This window comes from Microbispora sp. H10836, from assembly GCF_012999525.1.
Taxonomy (GTDB): domain Bacteria; phylum Actinomycetota; class Actinomycetes; order Streptosporangiales; family Streptosporangiaceae; genus Microbispora.
This window is the reverse complement of sequence record NZ_JABBWU010000001.1, coordinates 293,888-313,133: the sequence shown is the minus strand read 5'-3', so window position 1 is coordinate 313,133 and position 19,246 is coordinate 293,888. Positions and strand designations below refer to the sequence as shown.

Sequence of the window (19,246 nt, the reverse complement as noted above, 5' to 3'; positions counted from 1 at the left end):
CTCCCGGCGATTCATACGCGAAGCCGAAGCCGCCCAAGTGCACCTACCGATGCACGAACCACCGTAAGTACAAATGCTGTCCCAAGTGCACGCGAGTAAAGGGGAAGTGCTGAGGGACGTCCGGCCATGACGGCCCGGAGGGACGCCAGGCGTTTCTCCGGCCGCCGTGGCGCCGGGGGCGGGCGGCGACGAGGTCGTGGCCCGCGCCCCGGGTTATGCTCGCTCCCGGACACGGGAGGGGTGCATGGCGGTGCTGATCGACCGGCCGAACTGGCCGGGGCCCCGGGGGCTGCTGTGGTCCCACCTGGTCAGCGACTCCTCGCTGGAGGAGTTGCACGATTTCGCCCGTCTGCTCGGCGTGCCCGTGCGGGCCTTCGACCGGGACCACTACGACGTGCCGGAGACGGTCTACGACCGGGCCGTGGTCCTCGGGGCCGAGCCCGTCGGCAGTCAGGAACTGGTGCGCCGCCTGCGGGAGGCCGGCCTGCGACGGCCGAAGACCCGTTCGAGATCTACACTGTAAAGGCGTCCGGCCGGTCATCGGACGAGGGTCACGCCGCGCCTCGGTCGCAGAGGCGGGCCAGCTCCCCGGCGAGGTTCTCGCGCGCCCGCCGCTCCCACAGGTCGCGGCCCACGGGAGTGCCGAACAGGCGGGGCTTGCCGAGCAGCCCCCGCAGCACCGCGGTCCGTCCGGCCCGGAAGGCGTCGTCCGGCACGTGCCGGTACTCCTCGCGTACGGCCCTCGTGTACGCCCCGTACGCCCCGGGCGGCGCCGCGAGGATCGCCAGGTCGGCGTCGCACAGGACGGCCGCGTTCACGTCGCCGGGCTCGTAGGCGTGCCCCGCCGTCAGCCGCACGAGCCGGGCGACCTCCCGCACCCGCTCCGCCGGCAGGCCGCAGGCGGGCAGCCGGGCCTGGGCGAGCTGGGCGCTGCGCTCCTCGTCCCACCCCGGCCGCCCGTCGTAGACGGCGTCGTGGAACCACGCGGCCAGCCGTACGGCGCCGGGGTCCTCCGCCTGGGCGGCGAGCGGCTCGATCGCGGTGAGGACCGCCCGCAGGTGAGCGGTCGTGTGGTAGCGCCGGTGCGGCTCCGCCCAGCGGGCGGCCAGTTCGGCGGCGAGGGCCCGCCCGGCGGGCGAGCGCGTGAGGCGGGCGGGCGGCGCCGGAGTCTGATCGTCGCTCACGCTCCGACCCTAAGCGCCCGGGCACGGCGTGGGCTTCAGGCCGTGCGGGCCGCGCGCTCCCGGACGAGGCCGGGGACCGCCGTGAGGAGGGCCAGGACGACGACCGCGCAGCCGTACACGGTGGCCGTGGCCCGCAGGCCGAGCGACGGCACCGCGAACCCCGCCGCGACCGCGGGCACGCCGAAGGCGAGGTAGCTGACGACGTAGACGGACGCGAACATTCCGGCCCGCTCGGCGGGGCCCACCGGCGCCGCGAGCGAGCGGAAGGCGCCGAGGAAGGCGCTGCCGAACCCGCAGCCCGCGACGACCGTCCCGGCGAAGAACATCGGCGTGGACGCGGCGGCGAGCGCCGCCAGCGTCAGACCGGTCCCGGCGGCGAGCACCAGCGACCCGCCCGTCATGACCCTCCTCGCCGGCAGGTCGCGCACGACCAGTGACGCCACGGCCCCGGCGGCGGTGAGCGCGGTGACGACGAGCCCGCCGACCAGGTGGTCGGGAATGCGCAGGACGCCCGCCGTGAGCGAGCCGCCCAGCGACAGGTAGAGCCCGCCCACCGCCCACGTGGCGACCAGGCAGGGGACGGCCGCCGCGAACGCGCCGCGGGCGGGCCGTGGCACGGCCACCCGCGGGCGCAGTGACACGAGCGCGTCCCGGCCCCTGCCGGGACGGGGCGCGACCGGCTCGGGCAGCAGCGTCGTCGCGGCCGCGAGCAGCGCGAAGACGGCCGTGAGCAGGACGAAGATCGCCGTCGTCGGGGTCGCGGTGTAACGCACGAACAGTCCCGCGCCGAGCGCCCCCGCGGCCAGGCCGCCGGCCGGCGCGACGCTGTTGACCAGCGCGCCCAGTTGACGGACGCGGTGCGATCCCGGCTGCAGGTCCACCAGGCCCGCGCTGATCGCGCCCGTCGCCGCGCCGGTGGCCAGGCCCTGCACGGCCCTGGCCAGCAGCAGCGGCCCGACGCCGTCCGCGGTCAGGAACGCGACCATGGCGGCCGCCTCGGCCAGCAGGGCCGCGATCAGCACGGGCCGCCTGCCGACATGATCGGACAGCCCGCCGACGGTGAGCAGCGCGACCAGCAGCGCGAGGGCGTAGACCGCGAAGACGGCGGTCAGCGTGGCCGCCGAGAACCCCCAGCGCTGCTGGTAGATCACGTACAGCGGAGAGGGGGCGCTCGCGGCGACCATGAAGGCCACCAAGGTCCCGGCGAGCAGCCAGAAGCCGGCCCTGCCCGACATCCGGCCACGAGACCTCGTCCCCGCCGCGGCCGGCACACCGCCGGTCGCGTCATCGCCCCGCCCGGGTGCGGGGCCCGGCGTTCGCGGGTCCTGATCCGCCTCCAGGATGTTCGCCGGCTTCGCGCGGTCCCCCGATGTCGTCATCACGGCACCCCCGTGGTCAATGGTTCCAAAATTCTCGAACCGTCACACCGTACGACGAGGCGCCGAATAGTTCAACTATTATCGAACCATGTCTGGAGCCCGGGACCTGCCGCACCCCGACACCGCGACCCTGCTGCTGACCGACGTGCTGTTCGCGCTCAGCGACCCCTCGCGGCTGGCGCTCGTACGGCGGCTCGCGCAGGGCCCGCTGGAGGTGGCGGCGTGCCAGCCCACCGGGGGAGAGGTGCCGAAGTCGACGCTGTCGCACCACCTGAAGACCCTCCGCGAGGCCGGTGTGATCCGCAACGTCCCGGAGGGCCGGCAGCGGTACGTGAGCCTGCGCAGGCAGGACCTGGACGAGCGCTTCCCCGGTCTGCTGGACGCCGTGCTCGCCGCCCCCTCGCAGTGAGGACGGGGAGATCTGTGCGATCGTGGCGACGCGGCGCCGTGCGGCGCGCCCGGGTTTGGCGGTTTCGGCCAGAGCCTCGCCGGACGCCCCCCGCGTAGCCTGTCCGTGTGCTGCGGCGGACGACCACCATCTCGGGCATCGACGCGCCGGCGAGGCTGGCGGAGCTGCTCGACCACCACGACTACCTGGCCGACGAGGGCGTGACGACCGCGGCCTACCTCGCCCTGAAGATGGGACGGCCGCTGTTCCTGGAGGGCGAGGCGGGCGTCGGCAAGACCGAGCTGGCCAAGACGCTGGCGGCGATCCTGGACGCGCCGCTGATCAGGCTGCAGTGCCACGAGGGCCTCGACGCCGCGCAGGCCATGTACGACTGGGACTTCCCGCGCCAGCTCCTGCACCTCAAGGCGGCCGAGGCGGCCGGAGTGGCCGACGTCGCGGCTCTGGAGGGCGAGATCTACGACCGGCGGTTCCTCATCGCCAGGCCGCTGCTGCGGGCCCTGGAGACGCAGCCCAGCGTGCTGCTCGTCGACGAGATCGACCGGGCCGACGACGAGTTCGAGGCGTTCCTGCTCGAAGTGCTCTCCGACTTCACGATCTCGGTGCCGGAGATCGGGACGATCAGCGCGGCGACCCCGCCGGTCGTCGTCCTGACCTCCAACCGCACCCGCGAGGTGCACGACGCGCTCAAACGGCGCTGCCTCTACCACTGGCTGGAGCACCCGGGGTTCGACCGGGAGGTGGCGATCCTGCGGCGGCGCCTGCCCGGCTGCGCCGAGCGGCTGGCGGCGGACGTGGCGCGGGCGGCGGGCCGGATGCGCGAGGCCGGCCTGCTCAAGCCGCCCGGCGTCGCCGAGACCCTCGACTGGACCGAGGCCCTGCTCACGCTCGGCGCGGCGGAGCTCGACCCCGCCCTGGCGGCCGCCACGCTGGGCGCGGTGCTCAAGCACCGGGAGGACCAGGAGACCGTACGGGCGATGGGGCTGCTCACGCCGGGCGGCGGCCGTGGCTGACGGCGTCGCCGTGGCCCGCCGGGCCGGGGACGGCCCCGGGCCGGTCGCCGTGCTGGCCGGTTTCGCCCGGGCACTGCGGGCGGCCGGGGTGGCGGCCGACCACCACCGCACCCAGAGCTTCCTCGCGGCCCTCGGCCATCTCGACGCCGCCGACGGGCGGGACGTCTACTGGGCGGGCCGCCTCACGCTGTGCGCCGGGCCCGACGACCTGCCGCGGTACGACCGCTGCTTCGCCGCCTACTTCTCCGCCTCCTCCGCGGTGCGCCGCGTGCGGGGGACGACCGTGTCCGTGACCCGCCCGGTGGCCACGCCGTACGGCGGCGGAGAACAGGAACCGGCGGGCGAGCCCGGCGCGCCTCCGGCCACGGCGAGCGAGATCGAGGTGCTGCGGCACCGGGACGTGGCGCGGATGAGCGAGGCGGAGCGGCGGGAGGCGCACCGCCTGCTCGCGCTGCTGCGCGGCACGCGGCAGCCGCGCAGGTCGCGGCGGTACCGCCCGTCGCCCCACGGCGGTGCGACCGACGCCCGGCGCACGGTCAGGGAGATCCTGCGGCACGGCGGCGAGCCGGCCCGGCTGCGCCGGCGCGTGCGCGGGACGCGCCCCCGGCGGGTCGTCATGCTGGTGGACGTCAGCGGCTCGATGGCCGCGTACGCCGACACGCTGCTGCGCTTCGCCCACGCCCTGGTCCGCGCGGAGCCGAGGGCGACCGAGGTGTTCAGCGCGGGGACGCGGCTCACCAGGATCACCCCCGCGCTCCGTCACCGCGACCCCGGTCTCGCCATGGACGCCTGCTCGGCGGCCATCCCCGACTGGAGCGGCGGCACCCGGCTGGGGGAGGAGCTGCGGGCGCTGCTGCGCCTGCCCGATCCGCGGGGCGCCATCGTCGTGATCGCGTCCGACGGGTGGGAGCGGGGCCCGGCCGACCTGCTGGGCGCGCAGATGGCCCGGCTGTCCCGGCTGGCCCGCCGCGTCGTGTGGGTCAACCCCCACAAGGGCGACCCGGCGTACCGGCCGATGACCGCCGGGATCCGCGCGGCGCTGCCGTACGTCACGGACTTCGTCGCCGGGCACAGCCTGGCCGCGTGCGAGGAACTGGCCGCGCTGCTGGCCGGCGACCGGCCCGTACGGAGGGCCGGGACGGCACGGAAGGAGGGCGCCGATGCGTGACGTGCTCGACCAGGTGCTGCGCTGGTGGGAGGAGGGGCGGCGGTTCGGGCTCGCCACCGTCGTCGGCACCTTCCGCAGCGCGCCGCGCCCGCCCGGGGCGGCCATGGCCGTCCTCGACGGCGAGGCGGTGGGCAGCGTCTCGGGCGGGTGTGTCGAGGGAGCGGTCTACGAACTCGCCGCGCAGGTCGTCGCCACCGGGACGCCGGTGCTGCAGCGGTACGGCGTGAGCGACGACGACGCCTTCGCGGTCGGCCTGACCTGCGGCGGGATCATCGACGTGTTCGTGGAGCCGGTCTCGAAGCAGGACTATCCGGAGCTGGGGAAGCTCGCCGCCGACGTCGCCGCGCGTCGCCCGGTCGCCGTGGCCACGATCGTCGCGGGCCCCGGCCGTGTGGGGGCGCGCCGCGTGGTCTGGCCGGACCGGGCGGCCGGCTCGCTCGGCTCGGCCCGGCTCGACGACGCCGTGGACGACGACGTGCGCGGCATGCTCGCGCAGGGCCTGACCGGCGTGCGGCGCTACGGCCCCGAGGGGGAGCGGCGCCTGGACGACCTGCGGGTGTTCGTGCGGTCGTTCGCGCCGCCGCCGCGCATGCTGGTCTTCGGCGCGATCGACTTCGCCGCGGCCGTCGCGCGGATCGGGCGCTTCCTCGGCTACCACGTGGTGGTGTGCGACGCGCGGCCGGTCTTCGCCACCGCCAAGCGGTTCCCGGAGGCCGACGAGGTCGTGGTCGCCTGGCCGCACGACTACCTGGCCGCCGCCGAGGTCGACGAGCGCACCGCGATCTGCGTGCTCACCCACGACCCGAAGTTCGACGTGCCGCTGCTGGAGGTGGCCCTGCGCACCCCCGCGGCGTACGTCGGGGCGATGGGGTCGCGGCGCACGCACGCGGACCGGCTGGCGCGGCTGCGCGAGGCCGGCCTGACCGGGGACGAACTGGCCCGGCTGCGGTCGCCGATCGGGCTCGACCTCGGGGCGCGCACGCCGGAGGAGACGGCCGTGTCGATCGCGGCCGAGCTGATCCAGCTCCGCTGGGGCGGCAGCGGCAGGCCGCTGACCGAGACGTCGGGACGCATCCACGGTGATCTCCCGTGAACGGCGGGGTGGTCGCCGGGCTGCTGCTGGCCGCGGGGGGCGGCAGCCGGTTCGGCGGGCCGAAGGCGCTGGTGGAGTTCGAGGGGGAGCGGCTGGCCGACCGCGGAGTGCGGGTGCTCGCCGAGGGCGGGTGCCGGCCGGTGCTCATCGTCCTCGGGGCCGCCGACGTGCCGGTCGCCGGCGCGGTCGTCGTGCGCAACCCCGGCTGGGCGGCCGGGATGGGGTCGTCGCTGCGGGCCGGGCTGCGCGCGCTCCCGCCGGCCGCCCCCGCGGTGGTGATCGCGCTGGCCGACCAGCCGCTGGTGCGGCCCGAGGCGGTGCGCCGGCTGATCGCCGCGTTCGAGGCCGGCGCCCGCGTCGCCGTCGCGGCGTACGGCGGAGCGTCCCGAAACCCGGTGCTCATCGCGCGCGAGCACCTGGCGGAGGTGGCCGCGCTCGCCGAGGGCGACGTCGGCGCGCGTCCCTTCCTGCGCGCGCACCCGGAGCTGGTGACGCCCGTGCCCTGCGACGACGCGGGCGACCCGGCGGACGTCGACACCCCCGCCGACCTGTGTCGACTCCGTAAGGGGCGACTCCATAAGTAGCGATTCGCCCGATTCGCCGTCATTTATGGGCTTCGCCACAATGATCACGAAGAACCGCGCCTTCCTCGGCCGGGCCGTGCGCTACCTGGCGGCCGAGTGCGGCATCCGCGGGTTCCTCGACCTCGGCGCGGGGCTGCCGACGCAGGGCAACGTCCACGAGATCGCGCTGGAGGAGGCCCCCGACTCGTTCGTGACGTACGTGGACGACGACGCGGTGGTGGCGGCGCACGGGCGGGCGCTGCTGGAGGGCGACCCGCGGGTGCGCTTCCTGCGGGGCGACCTGCGGCGGCCGGAGGAGATCGTGACGGCGGCGTCGGCGGCCGGCCTCGACCTCGACCGGCCCGTGGCGGTGCTGCTGGTGTCCTGCCTGCACTTCGTGCCCGACGAAGAGGGCCCGGAGGCCGTCGTGGCGGCCTACCGCGACCTGCTCCCCCCGGGCAGCCACGTCGTCATCTCGCACGTCTGCTCCGACCTCCTCCCAGAGGAGATGGCCCGGGCGGGCGACGTCTACGGCAACGCGAACGCGCCCTTCGAGGCCAGGCCGGGTGCGCGGATCGCCCGTTTCTTCGACGGGTTCGACCTGGTCGAGCCCGGCCTGGTCCCGCTGAACGAGTGGCGGCCCGGCGACGACGCGCTGCCGCCGCGCGGCGGCTTCGTGCCGGTGCTCGGCGGTGTCGCGCGCCGCCCCTGACGGTGGTCACGGCCCTTCCATCTCGTTAGCCTTGGCATCCGGATACGGAACATCATTCGGTTACCGACGGGTTCACGCGGAAGGACGAGGCGGATGCGGATCGGAATGGCCCTCAACTACTCGGGGGGCTTCAAGGAGACCGTCGCCGAGCTGGCCGACTATGAGAAGGCCGGGCTCGACATCGTGTTCGTGGCGGAGGCGTACAGCTTCGACGCCGTCAGCCAGCTCGGCTACATCGCGGCGAGGACCGAGCGGCTGCAGATCGCCTCGGGCATCCTGCCGATCTACTCCCGCACGCCGGCCCTGCTGGCCATGACGGCCGCCGGCCTCGACTACGTCTCCGACGGGCGGTTCACGCTCGGCCTCGGCGCCTCCGGCCCGCAGGTCATCGAGGGCTTCCATGGCGTGCCGTACACCGCGCCGCTCGGCCGCACCCGCGAGGTGATCGAGATCTGCCGCAAGGTCTGGCGGCGCGAGCGGCTCGAGTACTCCGGCAAGCACTACACGCTGCCCCTGGAGGGTGGCACCGGTCTCGGCAAGCCGCTCAAGCTGATCAACCACCCCGTGCGCGAGCGCATCCCGATCGTGGTCGCGGCCATCGGGCCCAAGAACGTGGAGCTCGCCGCCGAGCTGGCCGAGGGCTGGGAGCCGATCTTCTTCATGCCGGAGAAGGCCGGCGAGGTGTGGGGCCCCTCGCTGGCCGCCGGCCGCGAGCGCAGGGATCCCGTTCTCGGCGAGCTGGACGTGATCGCGCAGGCCGTGCTCGCGATCGGCGACGACGTCGAGGGCGTGCTGGAGCTGGGCCGTTCCATGGCCGCCCTCTACATCGGCGGCATGGGCGCCAAGGGCAGGAACTTCTACAACGACCTCGCTCGGCGCTACGGCTACGAGAAGGAGGCCGAGCAGATCCAGGACCTCTACCTGGAGGGCAAGAAGAAGGAGGCCGAGGCGCTGGTGCCCAGGGAGCTGCTGGAGCGCATGTCCCTGGTCGGCTCGGAGGGCCACGTCAGGGAGCGGTTGGCCGCGCTGCGCGAGGCCGGGGTCACCACGCTCAACGTCGCCCCCGTGGCCCGCACCCACGAGGAGCGCGTCGCGCTCATCGAGAAGATCCGCGACCTGGCCTCCTGAGCCGTCCGGCGGCGCGGGGAACCGACGGCCCCGCGCCGCCGTGGATCATCCCTCAGCCGGCGGTGGGTCGGTCCGGGCGATCGCCGTAGTGGCGTTTGACACTTCCTATGGGTAACGGCTATCTATTGCCTAACCGTTAGGGGGTGACATGCAGGACGCGGTGCTGGCGATGCTCGCCAAGGAGCCCTCGCACGGATACCACCTGCACGCCCGGCTGCGGCGTGTTCTCGGCCCCCTGGGCGAGTCGATGAACCGCGGTCAGATCTACGTGACGCTGGCCCGGCTGGAGCGCGCGGGGCTGGTCGTCTGCGAGCGGGCGGACGGCCTGCCCGAGCGGCCGGAGCGCAAGGTCTACGCGCTGACGCCGACGGGGCAGCAACGCGTGGCCGCCTGGCTGGCCGAGGTGGGCTGGCCGAAACCGGACCTGGCGGAGTTCCATCTCAAGCTCGCCGCCGCCGCGGCGGCCAGGCTGGCCGACCCGGTGGAGCTGGTGGCGGCGCAGCGCCGGGAGTTGCTGCGCCACCTGCGTGAGGCGCAGCAGGCGGCGCTGGCCGAGCCGGCGGGCTCGGGCGCCGGCCTGCTGCTGGAAGGGGTCGCGCTGCGGTTGCAGGCGGACCTGCGCTGGCTGGACGCCTGTGAGCGCGCCTGGTCCGGGGCCGATGACGAAGTCGAGGGCGGATGAACGTGTCAAGCGCCGTGGTCCGGGCCCGCGGTCTGGTGAGGACGCACGGCCGGGGGCCAGGCCGGGTCCGCGCGGTGGACGAGGTCGACCTGGAGGTGCCTCAGGGACAGACGCTGGCGGTGATGGGCCCCAGCGGCTGCGGCAAATCGACTCTGCTGCACCTCCTGGGTGGCCTGGAGCGGCCCACCGGCGGAGAGGTGTGGATGGACGGGCGGCGCATCGACACGCTGAGCGAGCGGGCTCTGGCGCGCATGCGGCGACGGTCGGTGGGGTTCGTCTTCCAGGCCTTCCATCTGGTGGAGGAGCTGACGGCGGCCGAGAACGTGGAGCTGCCCGCGCTGCTGGCCGGGCGCTCGCGCCGCCAGGCCAGGCACCGCGCGAGCCTGCTGCTGGAACGGGTCGGGCTCGCCGACCGCGCCCGGCACCTGCCGTCGCGACTGTCGGGCGGGCAGCGTCAGCGGGTCGCCGTCGCCCGCGCGCTGGTCAACGATCCGCTGGTCGTTTTCGCCGACGAGCCGACCGGCAACCTCGACACCGCGGCGACCCTCGACGTGCTGAGGATCTTCGAAGATCTACGGGCCGCCGGGCAGACTCTCGTGATCGTCACGCACGACGAACGGGTCGCAGCCACCGCGGACCGGCTGATCTCGATGCGTGACGGGATGTTCGTCGACGACACCCGGCTGGCCGGCACCGGCACCGGCACCGGGTGGCTCGGCGGGCTGATCGGGCTGGAGGGCTGAAGGCCGTGGGCTCCGTCGTGCTCGTCGTGCGTCTGGTGCTGGCCGACCTGCGCCGGCACAAGGCCCAGGCCGCGATGCTCCTGCTCGCGGTGACCGTGGCCACCGCCACGATGGCCCTGGGCCTGTCCCTGCGCGGCGTGAGCGACGCGCTGTACGAGCAGACCCGCGCGGCCACCGCCGGGCCGGACGTGGTGGCGCTGTCCGGCGACACCGGGCCCGCCGTGACCGCGGCCCTGGCCTCGCTGGCGGACGCTCCCGAGGTGATCGCCCACCACGGTCCCTATCGCATCGTCTACGCCACCCTCAGCACACGCGATTCCATCTCGTCCCCCGTGGTGGTGCAGGGGTTCGCCGAGACGCCCGGCGCGGTCAACCGGCCGCTGGTGACCTCGGGCCGGTGGGTCCGCTCCGGCGGCACCGTCCTCGAACGCGGCTTCGCCACCGCGCTGGGCGTCGGCGTCGGCGACCACGTCACCATCGCCGGCCGGTCGTACCCCGTCGTCGGAATCGCCGTCACCGCGGCCACCTCCATCTACCCCTGGGCGGCGCAGGTCGGCCCGGGCGGCGGCCCCAGCGACTACAGCGGCCTGGCCTGGATGACCCGAGCGGACGCCCGGACGCTGGCGTCGTCCAAGGACCTCCCGGTGACCTCGGCCCTGGACCTCAAGCTGCGCGACCCCGCCGCCGCCGACGCCTTCCGCCACGCCCACCGTGCCTCCGACATCAGGATCAACTTCCACTCCTGGCAGTTCACCGCCGTACAGGACATGGTCATCCTCGGAGACAGCCAGCCGATCCTGGTCGTCGGCAGCTGGCTGCTCGGCTTCCTGGCCATCACCGGAGTCGCGGCGCTGGCCGCGGGACGCGCCGTCGAGCAGACGCGCCGCGCCGGGCTGCTCAAGGCCGTCGGCGCCGCCCCCGGTCTGATCGCCGCCGTCCTGCTCACCGAGTACCTGGCGCTGGCGCTGGCCGGCGACGCGCTGGGGCTGGTGATCGCCCGCCTGACCGTGCCCGCCATCGCCAGCCCCACCGCCAGCCGGATCGGCGACGCGCCCGGGCCCGGCGGCGCCACCGTCGTCACAGCGACCGTCCTCGCCGTGGCGGTGGCGGTGCTGTCCACGCTGCGTCCCACGCTGCGCGCCATGCGCGCGGCGACCGTCACGGCGCTGTCCGCCACCGCGCATCAGCCCCGTCACCGGCCCTGGCTCACCGCGTTGTCCGCTCTGCTGCCCACGCCGCTGCTGCTCGGGCTGCGGCTGACCGCCCGCCGGCCGGGCCGCGCCGTGCTGCAGGCGTGCTCCACCGCCACCACGGTGATCGCGCTCGTCGCCCTGCTGACCCTCCACGCCCAGCCGGAGAGGGGCTACGGCCTGGACGGCTCCTTCGCCCTGCCCAACCTGCGCGGCGAGCACGACCGCCGGCTGATGCTCGCCGTCACCGTCCTGCTGGTCGCACTCGCCGTCGTGAACACCATCACGTTCACCTGGACCACCGCCATGGAAGCGCGGGCGAACATGGCCGTCGCGCGTACGCTCGGCGCCACCCCCGGGCAGATCTCCGCGGGGCTGTCCGCCGCCCAGCTCCTGCCCAGCCTGCCCGGCGCCGTCCTCGGCGTCCCTCTGGGCGTCGGCCTGCTCTCGCTGTTCGCGGCCAGGAACGCGGCGGAAGCACCCTCCGCCTGGCTGCTCGGCGCCGTACTGGCGACTCTCGTAACGACGGCGGCACTCACCGCCCTGCCCGCGCGCCTGGCGGCCCGCCGGCCCGTGGCGCGGATCCTCAGCGCCGAAGCGGCGTGACCGGCCGGCGCATGAGGAGCGCCCGGGCGGGCGTAGAGTCCGGGGCGTGACGCACGCATCTCGCCGCGCGCGGCTGGCCGCGGCACTCCCCGAGCACGACACGGCCGCCGTTCTGGTCACCTGGCCGGTCAACGTCCGTTACCTGACCGGCCTGACCAGCTCCAACGCCGCCGTGCTCGTCACCGCGACGGGCCAGGCCGCGCTCGCCACCGACTCGCGCTATCTAGAGACGGCCGAGGCCGTGTGCGAGGGCGTGGAGGTGATCGAGGGCCGCGACGTCGCGGGGGCCCTGCTCGGTCGCGTGCCGGACACGGCGCGGGTCGCGGTGGAGGCCGGCCACATGTCCGTGGGACAGTTCGGGCGGCTCGCCGCCGCGCATCCCGGTCTCACGCCGGTGGAGGGCCTCGTGGAGGCCGTCAGAGCCGTGAAGGACGAGGGGGAGATCGCGGCGCTGCGCCGCGCCTGCGCGATCACCGACGAGGCGTTCTCCCTGGTCGTGGAGCGCATCGCCCCCGGCGTCACCGAGCGGCGGGTCGCCCGGTGGCTGGAGGCCGCCATGGTCGAGCTCGGCGCGGACAAGCCGGCCTTCGACTCCATCGTGGCGAGCGGCCCCAACGGATCGATCCCGCACCACTCGCCCTCCGATCGGCCGATCGAGCGGGGAGACCTGGTGACCATGGACTTCGGCGCCCGCTACGACGGCTACCACGCCGACATGACCCGCACGGTCGCCGTGGGCCCGCCCGCACCGTGGCAGCGCGACCTCTACGACCTCGTACGGCGGGCCCAGCGCGCGGGCCGCCACGCCGTACGGCCGGGGGCGACGGCGGACGAGGTGGACGCCGCGGCGCGCGGGGTCATCGCCGAAGCGGGTCAGGCCGAGCGGTTCGGCCACGGGCTCGGCCACGGAGTCGGGCTGGAGATCCACGAGCTGCCGTTCCTGGGCCCTGGCAGGACCGGTAGACTAGAGGATCGAGTTCCGATCACTGTCGAGCCGGGGGTCTATCTCCCGGGCAGGGGCGGTGTGCGCATCGAGGACACGCTGATCACGCGTGGTGACGGGCCGGAGCTTCTCACACTGACCACCAAGGAGCTGCTCGTCCTGTAGGGCAGCCGCACGCGGGAGACGCTACGTGGCGACGACGAACGACCTGAAGAACGGACTCGTGCTCAAGCTCGACGATGGGCAGCTGTGGACCGTTGTCGAGTTCCAGCACGTCAAGCCGGGTAAGGGCGGCGCGTTCGTCCGCACCAAGCTCAAGAACGTCCTGTCCGGGAAGACCGTCGACAAGACCTTCAACGCCGGCGTGAAGGTCGACGTGGCGAACGTCGACAAGCGGGACATGCAGTACTCCTACCTCGACGGCGACGACTTCGTCTTCATGGACACCGAGACCTACGACATGGTCAACATCGCGCGCTCGGTCGTCGGCACCGCCGCCAACTACATGCTGGAGAACACGACGGCGACCGTCGCCTTCAACGAGGGCAACCCGCTGTACGTCGACCTCCCGGCGGCCGTCGAGCTGACGATCTCGCACACCGACCCGGGCCTGCAGGGCGACCGCTCCACCGGCGGCACCAAGCCCGCCACGCTGGAGACCGGCGCGGAGATCAAGGTCCCGCTCTTCATCACCACCGGCGAGAAGGTCAAGGTCGACACTCGCACCGGCGAGTACCTCGGTCGGGCCTGACGTGTCGGCTCGGGGGAAGGCCCGCCGCCGCGCGCTGGACATCCTCTTCGAGGCAGAGGCCCGGCAGGTGAGCCCGCTCAGCGTGCTCGCCGAGCGGGTGGAGCGGTCGGACCCTCCGGTCAACGAGTACACCTCCTTCCTCGTCGAGGGCGTGGTCCGGCACCTGGAGCGCATCGACGAACTCATCTCGACGTACGCCGAAGGCTGGACGCTGGAGCGCATGCCGGCCGTCGACCGCAACGTCCTGCGCGGCGGGACGTACGAGATGCTGTGGTCGGAGGAGGTCCCGGAGGGCGTCGTCATCAGCGAGTGGGTGCACCTGGCCGCGGAGCTGTCGACCGACGAGTCGCCGCAGTTCGTCAACGGCCTGCTGGCCCGCTTCAAGCAGCTCAAGCCCTCGCTTTCGCTCTGAACCCCACCGCCCTCGGCACCGCCCGGCGGACCGACAGCCCCGACAGGGAGGCCGCAAGTGCGTGACGCCACACGCCGCGCCGTCGTCTGGGAGGCGTTGCGCGCGCTCCTGGCCGAGCGGACGGCCGCCACCGGGCGCGACACGCTCGACATCGTGGACGCCGGCGGCGGCACCGGCGGCTTCGCCGTGCCGCTGGCCACGCTCGGGCACGTCGTGACCGTGGTCGACCCGACGCCCGACTCGCTGGCCGCGCTGGAGCGCCGCGCCGCCGAGACGGGAGTCGGCGTGAAGGGCCTGCAGGGCGACGCCGCCGATCTCGGCGACCTGCTCGAACCCGGCAGCGCCGACCTCGTGCTGTGCCACAGCGTGCTGGAGTACGTTGAGGACCCGGCGGGCGCGCTGGGCGCGGTCCGCGGCATCCTGCGGCCGGGCGGCGTGGTGAGCGTGCTGGCCGCCAACTCGGTCGCCGCGGCCGTCCACCGCTCGCTGGCCGGCCACTTCGACGAGGCGCGCCGGGTGCTGTCGGACCCGGCCGGCCGCTGGGGCGACCGCGACCCCACGCCGCGCCGCTTCTCCCGGGAGACGCTGGGGGCGCTGCTGGAGGCGGCCGGATTCGCCGTCGGCGACGTGCACGGCGTGCGGATCTTCGCCGACCTCGTCCCGGGCATGCTCGCCGAGAGTGACCCCGACGGCCTGGTCGCGCTGGAACGGGCGGCGGCGACCCACCCCGTGCTCCGCGACGTCGCCACCCAGATCCACGTCATCGCGTACCGCGAGTAGAAACCATGTTCGGGTAGCGCGGTGCTCGGGTAGGGTGACCTCATGTCCCGGAACCAGCTGCTGCCTCGGGATCCCACGCCTCCGCCGGACGGGCCGGTCGACGACAGCGGCTGCCCGATCCTGCACGTGGACATGGACGCCTTCTACGCCAGCGTCGAGCTGCTCGACCGGCCGGAGCTGCGGGGCGCCCCGGTCATCGTCGGCGCCACGGGCGCGCGCGGCGTCGTGCTCAGCGCCACCTACGAGGCGCGCCGGTTCGGGGTCCACTCGGCGATGCCGATGACGCGGGCCCGGCGCATCTGCCCGCAGGCCACGGTCATCCCGCCCCGCCACGCCAAGTACGCCGAGGTGTCCCGGGGCGTCATGGAGATCTTCCAGTCCATCACCCCCGAGGTGGAGCCGATCGCCTCCGACGAGGCGTTCCTCGACGTCGGCGGAGCCCGCCGCAGGCTGGGCAGCCCCGCGGCCATCGCCCGGATGATCCGCGCCCAGGTCGCCGAGCGGTACGGCATCACCTGCTCGGTGGGGGTGGCGAGCACGAAGTTCGTGGCCAAGCTCGCCTCGCGCCAGTGCAAGCCCGACGGCCTGCTCGTGGTCCCGGCCGGCAGGGTCGTGGAGTTCCTGCACCCGCTGCCCGTGGCCGCCCTGTGGGGGGTGGGGGAGCGCACCGAGCAGGCACTCGTACGGCTCGGCATCCGCACCGTGGGGGACCTGGCCCAGGTGCCGGTGGCGACGCTCCAGCGTGAGTTCGGCGCCGTCGGCGCGCACCTGGCGGCCCTGGCATGGGGACGCGACGAGCGACGGGTGGTGCCGCACGCGCCCGACAAGAGCATCGGCAACGAGGAGACGTTCCCGCACGACGTCGACGACCCTGAAACGATCAGGCGCGAGCTGCTGCGGCTGTCGGAACGGGTCGCCGCGCGGCTGCGGGCCGGCGGGCACGTCGGCCGCACGGTCAGCGTGAAACTCCGCCGATCCGACTTCACGACCATCACCAGGTCGCGTACGCTGCGCGAGGCGACCGACGTCGCGAAGGAGATTTTCGACACATCATGCGAGCTCTACGAGGCTGCGGGGCTGGAGCGGGTACGGCTGCGCCTGGTCGGCGTACGCGTGGAGAATCTGGTCCCGGCCGCCGCGGCGACCCGCCAGATAAGCCTGGGAGAGCGGGAGACCGGCTGGCGGGAGGCCGAACAGGCCATGGACCGGGCGGCCCGCAGGTTCGGTCCGGACGCGGTGAAGCCGGCGTCGCTTGTTCGCCGTCCATTTGGTCCAATAGGTCTATGACGTCACCTCCGGTTTGGACCGCGTTGGACGTTTTCTTTCGCCTACGTCTGAGGCCTCGTATTCTGGGGATAACCGACCGCGAGGTTCGGACACCCCGTGTCGTCCGTTGCCGTCTTCCCCTGAATGGGGCCGTCCTTGGGAGGCGCCGTGCCGCTGTCTGAGCACGAGCAGCGCTTGCTCGACCAGATCGAGCAGGCCCTCTATGCCGAGGACCCGAAGTGGGCGAACACCGTACGGATCAGCAATCCGCGTAGCCACTACAAGCGCCGCCTGGTGAAGGCCTCCATAGGCTTCGCACTCGGCGTGGTCCTGCTGATGGTCGGCGTCGTCGCGGCCCAGATCTGGCTCGGTGCCGCCGGCTTCGTGGTCATGCTGGCCACCTGTCTGTGGGGCCTGTCGAGCTGGAAACGCATGAGCGGGTTCGGTGACTCCCCGCCGTCCCGCGACCGCGAGCGCGGCCGCCGCCCCCAGCGGCAGAGCTTCATGGAGCGCATGGAAGAGCGCTGGCGCCGCCGCCACGACGAGCACTGATCCCCATCTGAGCCACCGCCGGTGGGCCCGCGAAGCGGGCCCACCGAGTCGTCTGCGGCGAGCGATCCTCTCCCTGTGCGACCGGCCGCCCGTCACCCGGGCGCGGCCACGCGCCGCAATGCCGGATCGGCCGGGTAACAGGTCAGCCGGGGTACCCAGATCGGCCGGGGTGCCGGATCGGCCGGTTAACAGAACAGCGGGGGTAACAGGTCAGCGGCGGGCGCCGGTCAGAGTCCGGTCCTCTCCGGAGCCGGCGGGACGCTCGGGCGTCGTGCCGGTCCCGTGTCCCGGTGACGTCCCCCCGGTCCGCCGCAGCTCCATCCGCCGGAGACCCGTCCGCCAGAGCCGGGGCCGTAGTCCCTCCAGTCGGTCGAACACGTCGAGCACGCCTTCGCCGGCCGCCCGCAGCCGCAGCAGGACGGACATCGGGACCAGCGCGGCGCCCAGCCGCCGCCACCGTGAGGTCTTCGACGCCAGATCGCGCCTGATGCGGCGCAGGTCCGCGGGAACGGGGCCCGACGCCGAGGGCGCGGGGGCGTACCTGAGCCGTTCCTCCGACGTGACGACGCGGGCGAGCGACTCGGCGGCCTGCGGCCCGGGGGCGTACCGCTCGGCGATACGACGGCCGAGCGCGCGCGGCGTCTCGCTCGGCTCCCCGGCCATGCCGAGGTCGGTGAGGATGTCGCGCAGCTCCGCCCAGGCGGCGTGGCCTCCCGCGGCCGACCGCGTCAGCCGGCGCAGACGCCGGCGGCGCACCAGGAGCCGCGCGGCCGCGGGCAGCAACAGCAGGGCGAGCACGGCGGCGGCGCCGATGCCGAACTTGACCGCCGCGGGCGTACCCGGGTCGGCCGCGATGGCCGTGCCGTCGAGGTCGCGGTCGAGCTGGCGCGGGTTGGGCCGGGCCGGCCCGGCGCTCTGGCCGGTGTCCTCGTCGTCCGACGACGGCCCCTCGGACGCGCCCGAGGTGGGCTCGGCCGTCGGCGTGACGGGCAGCGAGTACGACGGCACCTGGGCCGTGCCCTGTCCGCCCGCCCCGGCGGGGGTGGGCTCGAACCGCAGCCAGCCGATGCCGTCGAAGAACAGCTCGGGCCAGGCGTGCGCGTCATGGGTGCGGACCGTCCACGCGTCACCGATCTTGGTGCCGCCCGTGTAGCCGATCGACACCCGTGCCGGGATGCCGAGCAGACGCGCCATCACGGCCATCGCCCCGGCGAACTGCTCGCAGTAGCCCCTGCGGTCGCGCAGCAGGAAGCGGGACAGCGCCTGCGCGCCCGACCCGGACGCGCGCAGGTCGTAGGTGAACCGGCCGCTCCGGGTGAACCACTCCTGGAGCTCGACCGCGCTCTCGTACGGCGTGGCGGCGTCGGCGGCGACCCGGCGCGCGAGCGCCTCCACCCGGGGGTCGAGCCCGTCGGGCAGCTGCAGGTAGCGCTCGCTGTCGGGCAGCGTCACCGCCGTGCGCAGCTCGGTCGTGGTGGGCTCGGGCTCCTCGGTCACCACCCGATACTCCAGCCCGGCCGCCTCGTCCTCGGTGGAGAAGACCATCAGCGAGGACCGGTCGGCGCGCCAGTCGCCGTCCGCGTCCACCTGCCGGGCCGGATACGGCAGCGGCAGGAAGTTGAGCTCGTCGATGTCCTCGCTCATCGTGACCCGCATCTCGGCCCGCTTCAGCGACACCCCGGGACGCAGGCCGGGAGCGGGCGGCAGCGGCCCCTCCGACACGCGGTCCTCCGGGCGCCCGCGCAGCGGGGCCAGCGTCCACTTCGTCCCGTCGAAGATGTCGAGGGAGTAGATCCTCAGGTAACGCGGCACGTCGTCGCTGCTGGTGTAGGTGAGCACGGTGCCGTTGCTCTGCTGCCTGAGCTGGCCGCCGAGCTTGGCGATGGCGTCGGGGATGCCGATGTTGCCGCCGCCCCCGCCGAGGCCGTTGCCCACGCCGAAGCCGAACAGCGGGTCGGGGGAGAGCGCCGGCAGCACCGCAGGCACCATGATCGCCAGCGCGATCGCCGTGACGCCGATGCGCTTGCCCGACAGGGCGAGCCGCTCGGTGTCGGGGGCGGCGCCGCGCGCCGAGCCGCCGGAACGGCGCACCACCACGGCGCGGCCCCAGCGGCTCAGGCGCTCCCGCCCGTCGGTGACGAGCAGGCCGATGTAACCGAAGGCCGCGACGACGAACGCGGGCCACCCGATCGGCTCGGTCATCACCGCGGCGGGCACGGTGAACAGGGCGAGCAGCGGCAGTCCGGCCAGCGCCGCCCGGCGCAGCCGTACCGCGAAGACGTCCACGAGGAGGGCGATCAGTGCCACGCCCGCCGCGGTGAGCAGCGTGATGCCGGGCTGGTCCGGCACCGGGGCGGCGAACCGCTGGATGTCGTCGAACCCGGAGCCGAGCAGCTCGGCGAGCCGGACGACCGAGTCCCTGGTGGGGACGGCCCGCAGCCACGCCTCCTCCGGCGTGAAGACGGCTGTCAGGTACAGCAGGACCGCGACGGGCGTCACCGCCGGCGCCACCCATGGACGGGCGCCCAGGCGGGAGGCCGCCGCCCCGGCCAGCGTGGTGACGAGGACCGCCCCCACACAGGACCAGAACCAGGACCCGCCCTCGAAGAGGGGGTAGAGCGTGACCGTGACGGCCGCCGTGGCCAGCCCCGCCGCAACCGGCAGTTTCATTGCTT

20 protein-coding genes are annotated in these 19,246 nt (G+C 74.2%); 17 read left to right on the top strand and 3 right to left on the bottom strand.

Annotated elements, in window-relative coordinates; translation table 11 throughout:
• Positions 1-244 precede the first annotated feature (244 nt).
• The gene (locus tag HHX30_RS01425) at positions 245-523 is read left to right on the top strand and encodes a DUF4031 domain-containing protein (protein WP_169978523.1); all 279 of its coding nucleotides are present in this window, start codon (positions 245-247) and stop codon (positions 521-523) included.
• Between the two features lie 28 nt (positions 524-551).
• Here HHX30_RS01425 and HHX30_RS01420 read toward each other — a convergent pair whose 3' ends face one another.
• Positions 552-1,184, bottom strand: coding sequence for a metal-dependent phosphohydrolase (locus HHX30_RS01420; RefSeq protein ID WP_211591424.1), 633 nt, complete (start codon positions 1,182-1,184; stop codon positions 552-554).
• 35 nt (positions 1,185-1,219) lie between these two features.
• A complete protein-coding gene (locus HHX30_RS01415) occupies positions 1,220-2,563 on the bottom strand; it encodes an MFS transporter (protein ID WP_169978521.1) in 1,344 nt (447 codons plus the stop codon).
• An 88-nt stretch (positions 2,564-2,651) separates the two neighbouring features.
• On the opposite strand from HHX30_RS01415, the gene HHX30_RS01410 reads away from it, so the two are divergent.
• From HHX30_RS01410 to HHX30_RS01335, 16 genes are all read left to right on the top strand, one after another.
• Positions 2,652-2,972: a helix-turn-helix transcriptional regulator gene (locus HHX30_RS01410; RefSeq protein ID WP_169978519.1), complete on the top strand. Its 321-nt coding sequence runs from the start codon at positions 2,652-2,654 to the stop codon at positions 2,970-2,972.
• Between the two features lie 107 nt (positions 2,973-3,079).
• Entirely contained in the window at positions 3,080-3,982 is a 903-nt protein-coding gene (locus tag HHX30_RS01405) for a MoxR family ATPase (protein WP_169978517.1), read from the top strand.
• On the top strand, positions 3,975-5,150 hold the full coding sequence (locus tag HHX30_RS01400; RefSeq protein WP_311921989.1) for a VWA domain-containing protein: 1,176 nt from the start codon (positions 3,975-3,977) through the stop codon (positions 5,148-5,150). The genes HHX30_RS01405 and HHX30_RS01400 overlap by 8 nt, the downstream gene beginning before the upstream one ends.
• Complete coding sequence (locus HHX30_RS01395) at positions 5,143-6,243, top strand: XdhC/CoxI family protein (protein ID WP_169978515.1); 1,101 nt, start codon at positions 5,143-5,145, stop codon at positions 6,241-6,243. The genes HHX30_RS01400 and HHX30_RS01395 overlap by 8 nt, the downstream gene beginning before the upstream one ends.
• Positions 6,240-6,827: a nucleotidyltransferase family protein gene (locus tag HHX30_RS01390; protein ID WP_311921984.1), complete on the top strand. Its 588-nt coding sequence runs from the start codon at positions 6,240-6,242 to the stop codon at positions 6,825-6,827. Before HHX30_RS01395 ends, HHX30_RS01390 begins: the two co-directional genes overlap by 4 nt.
• A gap of 25 nt (positions 6,828-6,852) precedes the next feature.
• Complete coding sequence (locus HHX30_RS01385; RefSeq protein ID WP_396703042.1) at positions 6,853-7,518, top strand: SAM-dependent methyltransferase; 666 nt, start codon at positions 6,853-6,855, stop codon at positions 7,516-7,518.
• A 93-nt stretch (positions 7,519-7,611) separates the two neighbouring features.
• Positions 7,612-8,646: an LLM class F420-dependent oxidoreductase gene (locus tag HHX30_RS01380; protein ID WP_169978511.1), complete on the top strand. Its 1,035-nt coding sequence runs from the start codon at positions 7,612-7,614 to the stop codon at positions 8,644-8,646.
• A gap of 148 nt (positions 8,647-8,794) precedes the next feature.
• Positions 8,795-9,328 (top strand): PadR family transcriptional regulator, encoded by a 534-nt coding sequence (locus tag HHX30_RS01375; RefSeq protein WP_169978509.1) that lies wholly within the window; start codon positions 8,795-8,797, stop codon positions 9,326-9,328.
• Entirely contained in the window at positions 9,325-10,071 is a 747-nt protein-coding gene (locus tag HHX30_RS01370) for an ABC transporter ATP-binding protein (protein ID WP_169978507.1), read from the top strand. Before HHX30_RS01375 ends, HHX30_RS01370 begins: the two co-directional genes overlap by 4 nt.
• Before the next feature lie 5 nt (positions 10,072-10,076).
• The gene (locus HHX30_RS01365) at positions 10,077-11,867 is read left to right on the top strand and encodes an FtsX-like permease family protein (RefSeq protein WP_169978505.1); all 1,791 of its coding nucleotides are present in this window, start codon (positions 10,077-10,079) and stop codon (positions 11,865-11,867) included.
• Positions 11,868-11,913: 46 nt separating this feature from the next.
• Positions 11,914-12,975, top strand: coding sequence for an aminopeptidase P family protein (locus tag HHX30_RS01360; protein ID WP_169978503.1), 1,062 nt, complete (start codon positions 11,914-11,916; stop codon positions 12,973-12,975).
• Positions 12,976-13,000: 25 nt separating this feature from the next.
• Positions 13,001-13,561 carry an elongation factor P gene (gene efp, locus HHX30_RS01355; RefSeq protein ID WP_169978501.1) on the top strand — a complete coding sequence of 187 codons (561 nt, stop codon included), beginning with the start codon at positions 13,001-13,003 and terminating at the stop codon, positions 13,559-13,561.
• A 1-nt stretch (position 13,562) separates the two neighbouring features.
• A complete protein-coding gene (gene nusB / locus HHX30_RS01350) occupies positions 13,563-13,973 on the top strand; it encodes a transcription antitermination factor NusB (RefSeq protein WP_169978498.1) in 411 nt (136 codons plus the stop codon).
• 57 nt (positions 13,974-14,030) lie between these two features.
• Complete coding sequence (locus HHX30_RS01345; RefSeq protein ID WP_169978496.1) at positions 14,031-14,753, top strand: methyltransferase domain-containing protein; 723 nt, start codon at positions 14,031-14,033, stop codon at positions 14,751-14,753.
• A 42-nt stretch (positions 14,754-14,795) separates the two neighbouring features.
• Complete coding sequence (locus HHX30_RS01340) at positions 14,796-16,040, top strand: DNA polymerase IV (RefSeq protein ID WP_169978494.1); 1,245 nt, start codon at positions 14,796-14,798, stop codon at positions 16,038-16,040.
• A gap of 147 nt (positions 16,041-16,187) precedes the next feature.
• Positions 16,188-16,571: a DUF3040 domain-containing protein gene (locus HHX30_RS01335; RefSeq protein WP_169978492.1), complete on the top strand. Its 384-nt coding sequence runs from the start codon at positions 16,188-16,190 to the stop codon at positions 16,569-16,571.
• Between the two features lie 210 nt (positions 16,572-16,781).
• Here the strand turns inward: HHX30_RS01335 and HHX30_RS01330 are convergent, their stop codons facing one another.
• On the bottom strand, positions 16,782-19,241 hold the full coding sequence (locus HHX30_RS01330; protein WP_169978490.1) for a DUF3488 and transglutaminase-like domain-containing protein: 2,460 nt from the start codon (positions 19,239-19,241) through the stop codon (positions 16,782-16,784).
• Positions 19,242-19,246 lie beyond the last annotated feature (5 nt).

Coding starts and splice junctions, on each gene's coding strand:
- HHX30_RS01375 (WP_169978509.1), top strand. CDS start 8,795: ATGCAGGACGCGGTGCTGGCGATGCTCGCCAAGGAGCCCTCGCACGGA.
- HHX30_RS01410 (WP_169978519.1), top strand. CDS start 2,652: ATGTCTGGAGCCCGGGACCTGCCGCACCCCGACACCGCGACCCTGCTG.
- HHX30_RS01370 (WP_169978507.1), top strand. CDS start 9,325: ATGAACGTGTCAAGCGCCGTGGTCCGGGCCCGCGGTCTGGTGAGGACG.
- HHX30_RS01380 (WP_169978511.1), top strand. CDS start 7,612: ATGCGGATCGGAATGGCCCTCAACTACTCGGGGGGCTTCAAGGAGACC.
- HHX30_RS01340 (WP_169978494.1), top strand. CDS start 14,796: ATGTCCCGGAACCAGCTGCTGCCTCGGGATCCCACGCCTCCGCCGGAC.
- HHX30_RS01415 (WP_169978521.1), bottom strand. CDS start 2,563: ATGACGACATCGGGGGACCGCGCGAAGCCGGCGAACATCCTGGAGGCG.
- HHX30_RS01395 (WP_169978515.1), top strand. CDS start 5,143: ATGCGTGACGTGCTCGACCAGGTGCTGCGCTGGTGGGAGGAGGGGCGG.
- HHX30_RS01425 (WP_169978523.1), top strand. CDS start 245: ATGGCGGTGCTGATCGACCGGCCGAACTGGCCGGGGCCCCGGGGGCTG.
- HHX30_RS01385 (WP_396703042.1), top strand. CDS start 6,853: ATGGGCTTCGCCACAATGATCACGAAGAACCGCGCCTTCCTCGGCCGG.
- HHX30_RS01330 (WP_169978490.1), bottom strand. CDS start 19,241: ATGAAACTGCCGGTTGCGGCGGGGCTGGCCACGGCGGCCGTCACGGTC.